Origin of the sequence: Campylobacter peloridis LMG 23910 (assembly GCF_000816785.1) — a bacterium.
Taxonomy (GTDB): domain Bacteria; phylum Campylobacterota; class Campylobacteria; order Campylobacterales; family Campylobacteraceae; genus Campylobacter_D; species Campylobacter_D peloridis.
Genome location: NZ_CP007766.1, coordinates 924,583 through 939,708, shown reverse-complemented (window position 1 = coordinate 939,708; position 15,126 = coordinate 924,583). Strand labels below are relative to the sequence as shown.

Genomic DNA, 15,126 nt, shown 5'->3' with positions numbered 1-15,126 from the left:
AATTGCTTTTAATCTGCTCTCAAATCACCTCCTTTTACCCTTAAACCTTTATCATCTATAATTACTTGCATTTTTCCTACTTGAAGTATAATCTTATCTTTTGTTTGTGTGATGGTGGTATTTTCACCTACTTGAGAGATGATTCGTTTTTGTGCTATTAAAGTGCTTTCTTTATTAGCTAAAGTATTTATTTCATCAGCCGTAAAGGAACAATTATTTTTAGCTTTAAAACTAATAGAATCATCAGCTTCAGCTTTGAAATACTCATTTGTTTCTATGCTTAGATCTTTTTTGGAGTGAAATTTTATACTTTGATTGGTTTGAAGCACATAAGAACCTTTTATGGTTTCATTTTTATTATGTCCTATTCTTTGGATAAAATCATTTTTGATATCTTGCTCTAGGTTATTGTTGATGATTACTCTTTTATCATTTCCTATTTTTTCTTCATGATTTTGTCCGATATTGACTTCATTACTAATTCCTACATTCAAAGTATTACTTAAACCCACATTAGTATCTTTAGAAAGCAGGGTATTTTCTAGATACTGCGCACCTACATTGACATTTTTAAAACCTATGATATTTTGCATATGTCCTAAAGTAATAAATTCGGTATATAAAGCTCCTACTTCTGAGGTTTTGTTATTTTTTATAGTTTGCTCATAGTTATTGCCTATTTCTTCTTTATAATCTTTTTGTGCTAAAATGTAAAATTCTTCCTTGTCTATATCATTTTTTAAAGCGATTTCATTTCTTGCTTTTGCATCGGTATTATCTTTTCCTATAGTAGAATTAGAGATAGTTAGATAATGTTCATTTTTATAATTTAGATTATATTCTGTATTTTCTTGTAGTTTAAGTTCATCTAAGCCTTTATTATACATAGGTATAGCACTTAGATAATTTAGTGTTTGTCCAGCGATTTCTCTTTTGTATCTTGGGTAGTTATATTGTGGCATAGTATTCACCCCATTATACAAACTCCCACTAATAAAAGGTTTATCTATATCATCATCTAAAAATGAAATAATAACTTCATCTCCTATTCTAGGTGTATGGTAAAAACCTGAATGATTGCTTGCTACATTACTAGCTACTCTTAAGAATGGACTATAGTGATACATGTTTGTTTTATTATCTAATTCTTCTTGATTAGCATAAAGATTAATCCTTACTTTTACTCTTCCATATTCATCTGTATATATGGTATTTCTTTGATTTTCTATATTAGAATCTTCTCCTATAACTATACCCATGGTATTAATTGGAGGTTTTGGTTTGGATTTAAAACTAGGTGTAAAGGTTAAAAAAGATGGGGTAAGGGTTAAATTATTTGTATAAGATTTGCTTAGATTTAAGTCTTTAATATTTAAATTATCATTGGTATTGATAGTATTAGCTAAAATAGCATCATCAATTAAAATTTGTTCTTTTGCTATAATGGTATATTCTTTGGTGGTTTCTTCTTGAATATTAATTTTAATACTTTCATTTAAACTAAGATGATAAATATTGCTTTTTGCTTTTAGTATATTATTAAGCATAGTATTTCTTTTTTCTTTTAGGGTAGGGGATTGTTTTAAATTAATATTTTGTGTAAAGGAATACTCACTTTCATAAGAATGCTCATTATAATGTGTATTGGCATTTTGTGCTTTAGTGCTTAAGGAATATAAACTTAAAGGTTGTTTGGAATTATTACTAGAATGAGTAAAAGCATTAGTTTGTATTTGTTTTTCTTTATTTAGTGCGTAAATACAAGTTTCATTAAGATGGTTGTTGATATTAGGATTAAAAACTATATCTTTTATTTTGCCTTTATGAGTATAAAAATCATAAAAATAAATATTATCTTTATCTTCATAAAAATAAATACCATGATTGTGTGCTAATCTTGTGATAAATTCTAAATCACTTTCATTGTATTGAGAAATTAATTCTTTAGTTTCATATATATGATGAATATTAGAAAAATCAATGTTTTTATTTAGCTTGGTGTTATAATAGGCTAAGGTTTGTTTAATTACTTCTATTATGTTTGTATGAGTATAAATACGATTTGCTTTATTAAAATCAAGTCTTATTAAAGGAGAATGCAAGTTAAACTTAAAAAAATGTTTATGGTTTAATTGTTTAAAATTTTCTTTTACAATATTGCTAGCACTACCTTGATTAACACCTAAATAGTCAACATAAGATATTATTCCCCGATAAATCATATCAATATTAGTTGAAAAGTCTATCTTTTTGTTTTCATAAGGATTTTTAATTATAAGTGAAGCTTCTTTATCAATAAGCATATTAGGATTAAATTCAATATTATCATCACTAAAAATATCATTATTGATATTTTCATAAAAACCTTCACATTCACATAAAAAGATCTGATCCAAGCTTTCTTTTATAATGGCTTTTGTGATTTTAAAATCAAGTTTGTTAATTTTTAAATTAAGATAAGAGTTGTTTGTATTCATTAAAAAACCTTTGTTGGTATTGGGATTGAAATACAATTGAGTGTTTCTTGAAGATTTTCATATTCATTTATCCAATACAATTGTATTTTTTTTGCCCCAAAGGGTGTAACAAGCGTAAAATATCTAAAATCTTCTATTTTAAGATTAAAAATTTTATCAAATTCGATATAGTTCATTAAGCCGTAATCTTTAAAATCACATTCTTTGTATATAGATTTTAAAAATTTTGGTATTTCATTGACAATGAAAAGTATTTTTATTTTTTCTTTTGATAGATTAATAGTTAGTTCTTTTACTATATTATTTGGATATTCTTGTTTAATGATATCTAATAATTGTTTGTTGCTACAATTTTCCAAGCTATCAAGTTTAATTTCAAAATCTTTTTTAATTTCTAATTTTGTAGGTGTATATTGTAATTTATGCTCTTTATTAGATTGTGGCAGCAGTATATTAATTTCTTTTTTATCTTGAATAATTATTTTAGCAATACCCATAATTTTTGTATTTAAATCTAATAAAATTTGTAAGTCTTTTTTAGAGATTATGTTTTCTATATCTTTTTTAAAACTATTTAGATTTAAATTTTCACTAGATAAAAATTGCATAAGTTTATTTAAAAATATGGGTTGAGGAAGTATCATAGTTCTTTCAATCTTAAATTTTTAAGTTCTTTTAAATTTATAGCTCTAATTAAAATTCTTTCTTCTGATTGTATTAAAGCAAATTCTTGTAATTTTTCTAAAGCTTCTTTATATTCTAAATATCCTAGAGGTTTATCTTCGCTAATACTAAAAAAACTTAACCTCCATTCTACTTCTTCATTTTCATCATCTAGTTCAAAATTTTCCCAAGGTTCTTTAAATAAAATAGTATCTGTATCTTCACTAAGAGTAAAATTTACTATTGTTTTGTCTAATGCATCATAAAGTTTAGGCATAGCCTCATAAGCTTCTTCCCAACGCTTTTGTAAAAGTTTTAAATCTTTCATAAATTTTTTCCTTAAATATAAAATGAAATTATAACTAAGAAATTTTATATTAAATCATAAGGAAAGTATTTATACTGTTTAAATTCTTCTTTATCCAAATTCATTAGTTTTACAATTGCAGCACCTTCAAGATCCCAGGTATCTAAAGGATCCCTTAACCTTGTATGTTTTTTCATATATTTATGTAAAAACTCAATATCTTGTGTGGCTATAAATTCTTTAATCAGTTCATGTTCTTTGCAAGCACATTTGCGTTCTAAATTTAACTTCTTACCCTTAGAACCTATAAAATGTAAAAACCAATCTCTATTGAGTATATCCCTTCTTTTTCTCTCATCTTCTTCTATTAATTCTAGCAAACAAGTAGTATCCATATCTAATAATACTCTAACGCAAAGTTCAATAGCATTTCCCCTGTAATAGCCAATATCAATTGCAAATTCTAAACGATTTTTTTCTTTTTCTAGTATGTATGCTTCTAAATCTTTTTTAACTATGTTTATATCATCACCGCGAGAGTATTTATCTAAAGCAATACATTTTTTTCCATCTGTTATAGAAAAAAAATAATTTTCCCTTCTTTCATCTCCTAGTGGAAGTTCTAAGAGTCTTTTTTCATCTTCTTTAACTTCTTCTTCCCATTCTAATATACGTTCAGTAAAATACGCTTCATCTTTCTTAGTATTTCTTAACATTTTCTATCCTTTAGGTTTTTTAATTTTATTTGCATCTTTATCTAAATAATGAATGGTTTCTTTGCCTCCTTCATCAACATGAAATAAATCTTTTCTGATTTCATCATTGCTATTTTCCTTAAGAAGTTTTTTTATTTCCTTTGCTTGTTTTTCCCCTACAATACCAAGTCTATTTTTATCCTTTTCTGTTATCCAATCATCACTCATTTGCTTAGTTTTTCTATTTAACTTGCTTGTTCCAAACTTAGCTTCTGCGATGATATATTTTGGATTTTTATTGGGGTTATAATAAATTCCATCAATTCCTTGATGAATTTTATCATCAAGTCCTTGAACTTTGTTTAAGCTAATTCTTTTATAGCCTTGATTTAAATAATGCAAATGCATTTTAGCTTCGCCATAATTTCCTTTTTGTTTATTGCTTAATTTATCAATGCCATTTAATTTTTGTATCTTTTTTTCCATATTTGCTAAAACTTTTTTAGCTTCTTTTTGTTGTGCTTGAACTTCTTTTAAAAATACTTGTTGTTTATTTACTTGTTTTCTTCTTTGTGCTGCTTTTAGCTTACCTCCTATCCCTTCCCATCTTATCTTGTCCCATTTAATCTTAGCAAGAGGATTAGCTTGTATTTTAGCTAAAGCAAATTTAATCTTATTTTTCTTAGGTATAGCTAATATAGGATAACCTTTATTACTTACCCCTATTAAACCCATTTGTAATACAGAATGTTTATGATTTACTTTATGATTTGAATAAGTATGAGCAAATACTAAAGCTACTTTAGTACAAGGTCCTCCTAGCATAGGTGGATTTACACATCCACTTATACTAGCTCCTTGTATTTCGTTATTAAGCATAATAGGAACATTATCTGATTTTATTCTTTTAGCATTCTTTGCTTTTAACTTAACCTTACCTCCATGTATACACAATAAAGTATTATCTTCTAATATAGGATGCAAACAAGAAGTATCAGGACTTATATCAATATCTTCTATTCTAGGAAGAGTTATTTTTCTTTTTTTAGCCATAAAAAGCCTTGTGGGTTTTTAAACCCACTAAGATTATATTAAATCATAAGGAAAGTATTTATATAAAGCTAATCTTATTTTGTTTAATCATTCTGGCACGATTGATAAGAGCATAAAGGGCTAGAAATTCATCGTTATAGGTAGAAGTGTAATTATATTTTTCTAAAAATATAATAACTTCCCCATCAAACTCAATACTTCTGTATTCTATAATTTCTGCTTTAGCATTAGTGATAAAAGAAATATATTTATCTCTTTGTTTATCGTGTTTGATACCTGCTCGCATTGGTTTAAGTGCTTCATCATACCAAATCACTTCTAAATTTTCTTCTTTGATGATTCTTAGTGCTACTTCTTTTGTTAGATATTCTTTAATATCTTTTCCATCATATTTTTTCGCATATAATTCATCTGCAGCATTTTACCAATAGCTTCTTTTTCACTATCAAAAGAATAGTTAAGACTAACACTCCCCCTTTCTCCAACATAGAAAGTTTTATATTTATTATTGTTAGGATTAAACCACATAGTAAGATGATATTCCCCTAAATGTTTATAAGAAGGATACCAAGTTGTATCAATCAACTTTTCTTCTTCTATAATTAGTTCTGCTTGTTCTCTTGTTGTTTTTTATCCTTTATTATGGTATTTGTTTGATAAAACCTAATAAGTTTATATAATTTATAATTATAATATTTTTATATATTTATTAATTTTCATATACCATAACTTCACTAAAACTAAAACCTAATAAATTGTTTTCTCTCACTATTTTTCTAAATTCACTTGATACAAAAACAGGTATTTCATCATCTTTAATTCTAAATATATGACTTCCATCAAGTTTTGATTTTTTTAAAACAGCCTTAGTAATACTTAGATATTCATTATTATCACCCATATAAGTATATACAGAATGTTCATAATCTAAAGCCTCAAGTGATTTTGTTACATGCATAATTTTACAATCATAATAATTTATTTCCTGACTTTTAATTTCTACATCTAAATATTGCACACAATCTTTGATTAAATCTTGCATTAAATTTATAAATTTAGGAGAGACTATACGCCAACCACAGTCATTGTGTATAAGATCAGTCAGTATTTTACCATCATCTTTGTCTATTTCAAAACTAGGTGTTTGCCAATTTATAATAGGTTTAGATTCTAAAAGTGCATATTCATCATTATTTTTTATATCTACAAGATCACAAGAGTACCAATTATCTACATCATTATGATTATAGTTATACATCATTTTATAATATCTCATTATTTTCTCTCCTTATAGTATTCTTTATTAAGTAAAGCAGGATTATTTTTTATTTCTTCTTTTAGTTTTTCAAATTCTTTTAAGAATTTATTCTTATCTCCTCTTGCTATTTTATCAATTTTACTCATTTTTTCAAGAATATATTCATGATATTCATTAGGATGTCTTCCGCGATGTGGCATTTTAACTTTGTTCCAATCTCCATCTAATTCCAAGCCATATTTTTTTGTTATTTTTTGAAATTCTTTAGTAAATCTTTTATTCTTATCAGTAGCAATATGATGGGTTTGAATTGGTGATTGTTTGTTATCATCTCCTATCCCTTCCCATCTTATCTTGTCCCATTTAATCTTAGCAAGAGGATTAGCTTGTATTTTAGCTAAAGCAAATTTAATTTTATTTTTCTTAGGTATAGCTAATATAGGATAACCTTTATTACTTACCCCTATTAAACCCATTTGTAATACAGAATGTTTATGATTTACTTTATGATTTGAATAAGTATGAGCAAATACTAAAGCTACTTTAGTACAAGGTCCTCCTAGCATAGGTGGATTTACACATCCACTTATACTAGCTCCTTGTATTTCGTTATTAAGCATAATAGGAACATTATCTGATTTTATTCTTTTAGCATTCTTTGCTTTTAACTTAACCTTACCTCCATGTATACACAATAAAGTATTATCTTCTAATATAGGATGCAAACAAGAAGTATCAGGACTTATATTCATAGCTTCTATTCTAGGAAGAGTTATTTTTCTTTTTTTAGCCATAAAAAGCCTTGTGGGTTTGAAGGTAATCTTAAATTTTTTGAAAATTTTTACAAATACACTTTTTTATTAGTGTCTGATAATAACTTAATAAAAATATCATTATCATCCCAAGAGTAACACTCAATCATTGATAATAAACCATTTTCAATATAAATCATAGCTCCACCTATCACAACACCATTTAAACATAGATTTAAAGAATTGGTAAAACCATTGACTTGAATTTTTGGTCTTGCGGGATCAGTTTTTATATTAACAAAATATCCACACTCATCAGCTTTTCTAGAAACAATATTAGCATGCCTAAAATGATCTAAAAGTAATTTTTGTTCTTTGGAAAAATATTCAATAATTTTTTTCTCCAATTCTTGAATATTAATTAAATGTTCTAGGTAGAAACATTGTTCCAATTTTTGCTTTTCCATTTTTTATAACTCCTCTTGCTTCAATATTAAATCCATTAATGTTTATAATATGCCCTTGTATAAAATTTTCAGAAACTTTACCGCTTACATAATCTTTTTCTATTCTTTTTACAACTGCCTCATAAGCTTTTTCTTTCGAATTACCAAAAGACTTTAAAAAATCATCTAAATCATGTTCTTTTTTATTAAATATATGGTTGAGTTTATTTTGAATATTATTAGTTTGATTAGCACTTTCTAATAAATTAAACTTCTCTTTTGTTGTATCTTTTATAATATCTAAATTTTCTTTATTTATACCTTTTTGCCTTTGCTGATTATTTTTTAATGCTTGTATTTGCCTTGCTCTATCATTTTTATTTTTCTTACTTCTTTTACCTCCTATCCCTTCCCATCTTATCTTGTCCCATTTAATCTTAGCAAGAGGATTAGCTTGTATTTTAGCTAAAGCAAATTTAATCTTATTTTTCTTAGGTATAGCTAATATAGGATAACCTTTATTACTTACCCCTATTAAACCCATTTGTAATACAGAATGTTTATGATTTACTTTATGATTTGAATAAGTATGAGCAAATACTAAAGCTACTTTAGTACAAGGTCCTCCTAGCATAGGTGGATTTACACATCCACTTATACTAGCTCCTTGTATTTCATTATGAAGCATAATAGGAACATTATCTGATTTTATTCTTTTAGCATTCTTTGCTTTTAACTTAACCTTACCTCCATGTATACACAATAAAGTATTATCTTCTAATATAGGATGCAAACAAGAAGTATCAGGACTTATATCAATATCTTCTATTCTAGGAAGAGTTATTTTTCTTTTTTTAGCCATAAAAAGCCTTGTGGGTTTTTAAACCCACTAAGATTATATTAAATCATAAGGAAAGTATTTATATAAAGCTAATCTTATTTTGTTTAATCATTCTGGCACGATTGATAAGAGCATAAAGGGCTAGAAATTCATCGTTATAGGTAGAAGTGTAATTATATTTTTCTAAAAATATAATAACTTCCCCATCAAACTCAATACTTCTGTATTCTATAATTTCTGCTTTAGCATTAGTGATAAAAGAAATATATTTATCTCTTTGTTTATCGTGTTTGATACCTGCTCGCATTGGTTTAAGTGCTTCATCATACCAAATCACTTCTAAATTTTCTTCTTTGATGATTCTTAGTGCTACTTCTTTTGTTAGATATTCTTTAATATCTTTTCCATCATATTTTTTCGCATATAATTCATCTGCAGCATTTTACCAATAGCTTCTTTTTCACTATCAAAAGAATAGTTAAGACTAACACTCCCCCTTTCTCCAACATAGAAAGTTTTATATTTATTATTGTTAGGATTAAACCACATAGTAAGATGATATTCCCCTAAATGTTTATAAGAAGGATACCAAGTTGTATCAATCAACTTTTCTTCTTCTATAATTAGTTCTGCTTGTTCTCTTGTTGTTTTTTATCCTTTATTATGGTATTTGTTTGATAAAACCTAATAAGTTTATATAATTTATAATTATAATATTTTTATATATTTATTAATTTTCATATACCATAACTTCACTAAAACTAAAACCTAATAAATTGTTTTCTCTCACTATTTTTCTAAATTCACTTGATACAAAAACAGGTATTTCATCATCTTTAATTCTAAATATATGACTTCCATCAAGTTTTGATTTTTTTAAAACAGCCTTAGTAATACTTAGATATTCATTATTATCACCCATATAAGTATATACAGAATGTTCATAATCTAAAGCCTCAAGTGATTTTGTTACATGCATAATTTTACAATCATAATAATTTATTTCCTGACTTTTAATTTCTACATCTAAATATTGCACACAATCTTTGATTAAATCTTGCATTAAATTGATAAATTTTGGAGAGACTATACGCCAATTATATACATTAGATATTAAATCAGTCAGTATTTTACCATCATCTTTGTCTATTTCAAAACTAGGTGTTTGCCAATTTATAATAGGCTTGGATTCTAAAAGTGCATATTTATCATTATTTTTTATATCTGGTTTGATACAATTTATCCAATTATCTACATCATTATGTTGTCCATTATACATCATTTTATAATATCTCATTATTTTCTTTCCTTATAGTATTTTTTATTAAGTAAAGCAGGATTATTTTTTATTTCTTCTTTTAGTTTTTCAAATTCTTTTAAGAATTTATTCTTATCTCCTCTTGCTATTTTATCAATTTTACTCATTTTTTCAAGAATATATTCATGATATTCATTAGGATGTCTTCCGCGATGTGGCATTTTAACTTTGTTCCAATCTCCATTTAGTTTTAAATCATATAAATTAAGTATCTCTTGAAATTTTGGAGTATATTTTTTATTCTTATCAGTAGCAATATGATGGGTTTGAATTGGTGATTGTTTGTTATCATCTCCTATCCCTTCCCACCTTATCTTGTCCCATTTAATCTTAGCAAGAGGATTAGCTTGTATTTTAGCTAAAGCAAATTTAATCTTATTTTGCTTAGGTATAGCTAGTATAGGATAACCTTTATTACTTACCCCTATTAAACCCATTTGTAATACAGAATGTTTATGATTTACTTTATGATTTGAATAAGTATGAGCAAATACTAAAGCTACTTTAGTACAAGGTCCTCCTAGCATAGGTGGATTTACACATCCACTTATACTAGCTCCTTGTATTTCGTTATTAAGCATAATAGGAACATTATCTGATTTTATTCTTTTAGCATTCTTTGCTTTTAACTTAACCTTACCTCCATGTATACACAATAAAGTATTATCTTCTAATATAGGATGCAAACAAGAAGTATCGGGACTTATATCAATATCTTCTATTCTAGGAAGAGTTATTTTTCTTTTTTTAGCCATAAAAAGCCTTGTGGGTTTGAAGTATGCTTTCTAATTGCTCATCTTTAGCATAAAGAAGTTTTTCTTCCAAAGAACAATCAAAATTTGAAGGAAAAGGTTTTATGGTATCCTTGCTTAGAAATTTTTGCCAAAGTATAGAGTTTTTTTCTAATGAGAAATTCCAAAAATCATCTTTGTTATTATAAACATAGTCTTTATAATCTATAAAATTTACAAAGTTGATATTTACATTTTTTTGCTTAGAAAGCATACCTTGTATGTTTTCTTCTTCTGTGTTTTTTGGAATTTTATTATAGTTTTTAAGATAATGATTTATTCTATTGTTATTTAAGTTTTGATTTTCAAGTTCATTTAAAAGTTCTTTAGAATAATAATTTAAAAAATAATTATTTGCATATTCTTCTATATGCTCTTTAAAGCTTCTTTTATAAATTAACTCATCATAACTAATAGGGTAAGATTTTAAAGTATTATTTTTAGAATTTAATATATAATCATACCCTGCAAAAAAATAAGAAAAATCCATAAAAGCATAATCAGCACTTATGCCTTTACAAAGACTTAAAAAAATATTTTCAAGTTCTAAGATGATTTTTTCATCTTTACTTAAATTTAACTCTTTTTGAAGTTGTTCTTGGGTTTTTGGGATAAAACCATAATTAAGTTTATCTTCATAATTTTTTACTAGATAATTTAAATTTTCATCATTAAGATTAAAAGTAAGGTATAGTGATGAGTTGAAATAAATATCATATTTATTAAAGTAGGGCGCTAGATTATCTTTTTCTATAAGAGTATTGATTTGGCTTTGAGAGAAATTTTCTCCTTTTTCATCCCAAAAAGGTAAATTAGGGGAGAGGTTTTTAAGAGTTCCTATTTCACTTAATTCATCTTTTTGATAATATCTATGTAAAATGTATTTGCTTTTATCCCTACATAAACGATTATAAATTTGAGTATAATTTGAAGGTAAAAAATTTAACCATTCATCCTCACTGTGTAGATTTATACCTTCAAATTTATCAATACTAAAACAAGCTTTAAGTTCTTGTATAGCTTTTAAGGTATTTTCTAAATGTTTATTATAAAAATTATTTTCATTAGCTTTTTTAAAATCAAGCCATTCTTGTAAATTAAGGCGATTACCTTTTAAACTCCAAGCGTCAAGGTATTTTTCATCACTAAAAGTTTTTTTAGATAAAAGATGAAAGCTAATTTGATTGGCACTTAATGTTTGTTTCATTTAAAAGCTTTCAAAGCATCAATTTTTTCACACCATTTGTTAAAGTGTTGACATTTTAATCTTATGTTGTCTATACCAATTTCTTTTGCGATCTTGCTACCATGCAAAACTTTTTTATAGCTAGGAGAAGAAAAAATCTTTTTTAGCCTGTGTGACGGACTTGTTTCCTTGCTATTGTTGATGAATTCTGGATTATTGTATTTTTCGATAATACATTCTAATTCGCAAATGAGTTTTTCATCCCATTCAGCGTCTGCTTCAATGATTTTTGTAATATCACTAAAAAGCAAACTTTCAAATTCATGTGGTTGTATATAGCTAAAAAATTTATTTGTATCGCATTTTTGTTTAATTGCTTCATCAAAATCTTTTTGTATTTTTTCAATATATTCATATATATCAGTATTAGCTTTATTTTCTTTTAAAAATTCATCATCTAATCCATAATAATCAAACATAGTTGTCATGAAAGCTTGTGTATCTTGTTTTAATTTTTTAACGATAAAATCAACCACTCTCTCATATGAAAGCGCACCGCCTTTGTGTCCTTTAGATGTAGGTATTGTAAGTGGAGTGAGATAAATTTTGACATTGTGAAAATACGGACTTAAAGTTTCATTGATAAATTTTTCTTCACTTTGCCCTTCGCAAATTACATAGCATCTTGTAATATCTGACATTATTTTGGCCTCCCACCTATAAGATTACTAGCCCAAATTTCTCCAAGTGTGTATTCTTCAAGCCAAGTTTGTAGTTTTTCATTGTCCATTCTTGTAAAAATAGATTGATCACCTTCTTTATCTACAACTATAATATCTTGTGCTTCAAAATGATTTATCAGTTCTACAGATTGAGAAGAAATAATGAGTTGTTTTTCTTGAGCTACTCTTTTAATGATCTCGCTTAAAATTTTTAACGCATAAGGATGTAGTCCTAATTCAGGCTCATCGATAATAATTGTTCCTGACATTAGCTCAAAAGGCTGAAGCAATAAAGTAGCTAAGCATATAAACCTTAAAGTTCCATCAGAAAGCATATGTGCTTTGAAAGGAGTATCAGGATCGTTTTTATGATGCCATTCTAATTGTATATTATCACTATTTCTAAAAATAAATCCCCCAAAAAAAGGAGCAATATCTTGTATAGTAGTTAAAATTTGTTCATAATGTTTGTTGTAGTTATCATGGAGCATTTTAAGATAAGCTGCTATATTTTGTGCATCTTCTTTGAAAATAAGATTATCATTTGCATCACATATACTTTTCATTTTAGATGTATCTCCAGTATCATGAAAATGATAAAGCTTCCATTTTTTAATTTCGCTTATAGTATAATCAGCAACTGCTTTGGATCTAGAATATTCTTTTGCTTCAGAAATATTACTTTCGTATACATTCTCTCCTATAATGTATTCGTGAGGACCAAAATAAATTCTTTCTTTTTGTATAAGCATTTTGTTTTCTTGCGTGGCTACGATATCTACTTTATATCTATTTGGGTTAAAAACAAAGTCAAAATGCAATTTTTCGGTTTCTTTTCTACCAAAATACAAAAAACTATCAGGTCCTTTATCTTGTGTATAAAATTGCAAATTTTTATTAAACAATACATTAAGCATTTTAAATACCGAGATAAAATTACTTTTACCTGCACCATTTGCACCGATTAAGATATTTAAATTTTTAAGTTCAAATTCGGATAAATCTTTTATAGATTTATAGCCTTTGATTGTTATGTTATTTAGCATTTATATCCTTTAGCTTCTAATATTGAAGTTGATTATTTTTCTCTATTACCTTTAGCCTTTTTATTGCTTTATTTAATAAGAGACGATATTTATCACTATTATATTTATAATCTATAAAATTTACAATACTTAATTAGCACTAAATAGCATTTTAAAAGCTTTCAAAGCATCAATAAAATCTTTTATATCTTTTACTTGATCTTCTACCCAATCTTCCACTGTATAATCCTCATCACATTCGCTATCTTCACTATAATAATCTCCTCCTTCAAAATCAGCAGGATTATCATAAAGTTCCATTTCTATATGTTCTAATTCAAATTCCAAATCATTTATAAAATTTCGAAGAATCGTCCCATTAAAATTCTTTTTATCATAGTTTAAAATAGTGATTAGATTAGATGGTAAAACAACCTTATCTTTTTCATCAAATTTTAAGTTGTTGTTTTCTACTAAATTTTTATATTCATAACTTAAGATGTTACTTATGAAAGTTCTTCGTTTATGTTTTTTTAAACCATCTAAAGCACCTTTTACATAATTATCATTTTCAAGATAGTAATTAAACGCTTCTTGTATATCTTTATCTAATAAAATTTTATTTTTCATTGTTTTTCCTTATGATTTATTTTACCTAAAGTTAATTTTTATCACTCTACTCATTCTCCTTAGCCTTTTTTATAGCATCGTTTAAAAGTTTACAGTATTTTTCCATATAGCTTTTATCTTTTTCACACTCTTTGCTATCCCAGTATATATTGTATTTTTTATCAAGTTGTTCTGAAGTCATTGCTCCTGCATCTTTTAAAAGTTTTTTATTTCTAGATCCTTTTGCATTATCTAAAGGAGTTCTTGGGGTAGCAAAATTCACATTAGCTCCAAGTTCGATTAAAAGCTTTGTAACCTTATAAGTTTCAGGTTCGCTTACAGCTTCAAATAAAAGAGTTTCATTGTATTCACTCTCTTGAATAAGTCGGGTTTGCATATCCACATTAGCCCCTCCTTTAATAGCTAGTTCTAATAATTCATAATTATTTTGCATAACCCAAAAATGCATAGGAGTCCAACCAAAGTCATCTTTATGCACTTCAAATTTAGCTCCACGATTGACTAGATATTGTATGATTTGAGAATTTGGGTTTTTAGCATTGAGTATATATGCGTAGATTAGAGCGTTTTTATAAATAATGCTATTTCCTTCTACTTTTTTCATTAAAATATATTTTTCATTAGCTTCTTTGATATGTTTCATATCTACAAAGCGAAGATTGTATTTAGGATCTTTTAAACTTAAACCATACTCATCAAATAAATAATCTAAAATAGAAAAATCATTATCATAATTTCCACAAGTAAATGCAGCTCTTACTATAGTTGTGCAAGGATCAAACAAAGACAAATCTTTAAAATGTGCCTCATAAAAGCTTTCTTTTATGGGATAATCTTTTAAAAGATTTTTAACATTTTCTAAGTCATTATTGCTAATAAAATCAAATAACTGTTTTTGAATTTGCATTTTTTCTTCAAAACTCATAGCTTTGATATTTTCTAATGTTTTCATTGTTTTTCCT

Annotated in this window: 20 protein-coding genes; all 20 read right to left on the bottom strand. The window is 26.3% G+C overall.

Annotated elements, in window-relative coordinates; all coding sequences use genetic code 11:
- Positions 1–8 precede the first annotated feature (8 nt).
- The 20 genes from CPEL_RS09565 to CPEL_RS04565 all read right to left on the bottom strand — a co-directional run bounded on the left by CPEL_RS09565 (position 9) and on the right by CPEL_RS04565 (position 15,116).
- Positions 9–2,477, bottom strand: a complete 2,469-nt coding sequence (locus tag CPEL_RS09565; RefSeq protein ID WP_044598805.1) for a type VI secretion system Vgr family protein — start codon at positions 2,475–2,477, stop codon at positions 9–11.
- Entirely contained in the window at positions 2,477–3,085 is a 609-nt protein-coding gene (locus tag CPEL_RS04645) for a hypothetical protein (RefSeq protein ID WP_232088160.1), read from the bottom strand. Before CPEL_RS04645 ends, CPEL_RS09565 begins: the two co-directional genes overlap by 1 nt.
- A 32-nt stretch (positions 3,086–3,117) precedes the next feature.
- Positions 3,118–3,468: a DUF4299 domain-containing protein gene (locus CPEL_RS04640; protein ID WP_044598815.1), complete on the bottom strand. Its 351-nt coding sequence runs from the start codon at positions 3,466–3,468 to the stop codon at positions 3,118–3,120.
- A 44-nt stretch (positions 3,469–3,512) separates the two neighbouring features.
- Positions 3,513–4,163: a PoNe immunity protein domain-containing protein gene (locus CPEL_RS04635; protein WP_044598814.1), complete on the bottom strand. Its 651-nt coding sequence runs from the start codon at positions 4,161–4,163 to the stop codon at positions 3,513–3,515.
- Positions 4,164–4,166: 3 nt separating this feature from the next.
- Positions 4,167–5,195 carry a hypothetical protein gene (locus CPEL_RS09340; protein WP_167332812.1) on the bottom strand — a complete coding sequence of 343 codons (1,029 nt, stop codon included), beginning with the start codon at positions 5,193–5,195 and terminating at the stop codon, positions 4,167–4,169.
- Between the two features lie 58 nt (positions 5,196–5,253).
- Positions 5,254–5,511, bottom strand: coding sequence for a hypothetical protein (locus CPEL_RS09750; RefSeq protein ID WP_232088158.1), 258 nt, complete (start codon positions 5,509–5,511; stop codon positions 5,254–5,256).
- 44 nt (positions 5,512–5,555) lie between these two features.
- The gene (locus CPEL_RS09745; RefSeq protein ID WP_232088157.1) at positions 5,556–5,780 is read right to left on the bottom strand and encodes a hypothetical protein; all 225 of its coding nucleotides are present in this window, start codon (positions 5,778–5,780) and stop codon (positions 5,556–5,558) included.
- Between the two features lie 124 nt (positions 5,781–5,904).
- Positions 5,905–6,471 (bottom strand): imm11 family protein, encoded by a 567-nt coding sequence (locus CPEL_RS04620; protein WP_044598813.1) that lies wholly within the window; start codon positions 6,469–6,471, stop codon positions 5,905–5,907.
- On the bottom strand, positions 6,471–7,247 hold the full coding sequence (locus tag CPEL_RS09550) for an AHH domain-containing protein (RefSeq protein WP_232088159.1): 777 nt from the start codon (positions 7,245–7,247) through the stop codon (positions 6,471–6,473). The genes CPEL_RS04620 and CPEL_RS09550 overlap by 1 nt, the downstream gene beginning before the upstream one ends.
- A gap of 47 nt (positions 7,248–7,294) precedes the next feature.
- Entirely contained in the window at positions 7,295–7,672 is a 378-nt protein-coding gene (locus CPEL_RS04610) for a hypothetical protein (RefSeq protein WP_044598812.1), read from the bottom strand.
- Positions 7,623–8,513, bottom strand: a complete 891-nt coding sequence (locus CPEL_RS09330) for a hypothetical protein (protein WP_167332811.1) — start codon at positions 8,511–8,513, stop codon at positions 7,623–7,625. Before CPEL_RS09330 ends, CPEL_RS04610 begins: the two co-directional genes overlap by 50 nt.
- 58 nt (positions 8,514–8,571) lie before the next feature.
- Positions 8,572–8,829 carry a hypothetical protein gene (locus CPEL_RS09740; RefSeq protein WP_232088158.1) on the bottom strand — a complete coding sequence of 86 codons (258 nt, stop codon included), beginning with the start codon at positions 8,827–8,829 and terminating at the stop codon, positions 8,572–8,574.
- Positions 8,830–8,873: 44 nt separating this feature from the next.
- Positions 8,874–9,098 carry a hypothetical protein gene (locus tag CPEL_RS09735; protein ID WP_232088157.1) on the bottom strand — a complete coding sequence of 75 codons (225 nt, stop codon included), beginning with the start codon at positions 9,096–9,098 and terminating at the stop codon, positions 8,874–8,876.
- A 124-nt stretch (positions 9,099–9,222) separates the two neighbouring features.
- Positions 9,223–9,789, bottom strand: coding sequence for an imm11 family protein (locus CPEL_RS04595; protein WP_044598811.1), 567 nt, complete (start codon positions 9,787–9,789; stop codon positions 9,223–9,225).
- Positions 9,789–10,565 carry an AHH domain-containing protein gene (locus CPEL_RS09535; protein ID WP_232088156.1) on the bottom strand — a complete coding sequence of 259 codons (777 nt, stop codon included), beginning with the start codon at positions 10,563–10,565 and terminating at the stop codon, positions 9,789–9,791. Before CPEL_RS09535 ends, CPEL_RS04595 begins: the two co-directional genes overlap by 1 nt.
- Complete coding sequence (locus CPEL_RS04585) at positions 10,558–11,808, bottom strand: hypothetical protein (RefSeq protein WP_044598810.1); 1,251 nt, start codon at positions 11,806–11,808, stop codon at positions 10,558–10,560. The genes CPEL_RS09535 and CPEL_RS04585 overlap by 8 nt, the downstream gene beginning before the upstream one ends.
- Positions 11,805–12,488, bottom strand: coding sequence for a DUF4276 family protein (locus CPEL_RS04580; protein WP_044598809.1), 684 nt, complete (start codon positions 12,486–12,488; stop codon positions 11,805–11,807). Before CPEL_RS04580 ends, CPEL_RS04585 begins: the two co-directional genes overlap by 4 nt.
- On the bottom strand, positions 12,488–13,555 hold the full coding sequence (locus CPEL_RS04575; protein ID WP_044598808.1) for an AAA family ATPase: 1,068 nt from the start codon (positions 13,553–13,555) through the stop codon (positions 12,488–12,490). Before CPEL_RS04575 ends, CPEL_RS04580 begins: the two co-directional genes overlap by 1 nt.
- A gap of 129 nt (positions 13,556–13,684) precedes the next feature.
- A complete protein-coding gene (locus CPEL_RS04570) occupies positions 13,685–14,164 on the bottom strand; it encodes a hypothetical protein (RefSeq protein WP_044598807.1) in 480 nt (159 codons plus the stop codon).
- Positions 14,165–14,210: 46 nt separating this feature from the next.
- The gene (locus tag CPEL_RS04565; protein ID WP_084083565.1) at positions 14,211–15,116 is read right to left on the bottom strand and encodes an ankyrin repeat domain-containing protein; all 906 of its coding nucleotides are present in this window, start codon (positions 15,114–15,116) and stop codon (positions 14,211–14,213) included.
- Between the last annotated feature and the right edge of the window lie 10 nt (positions 15,117–15,126).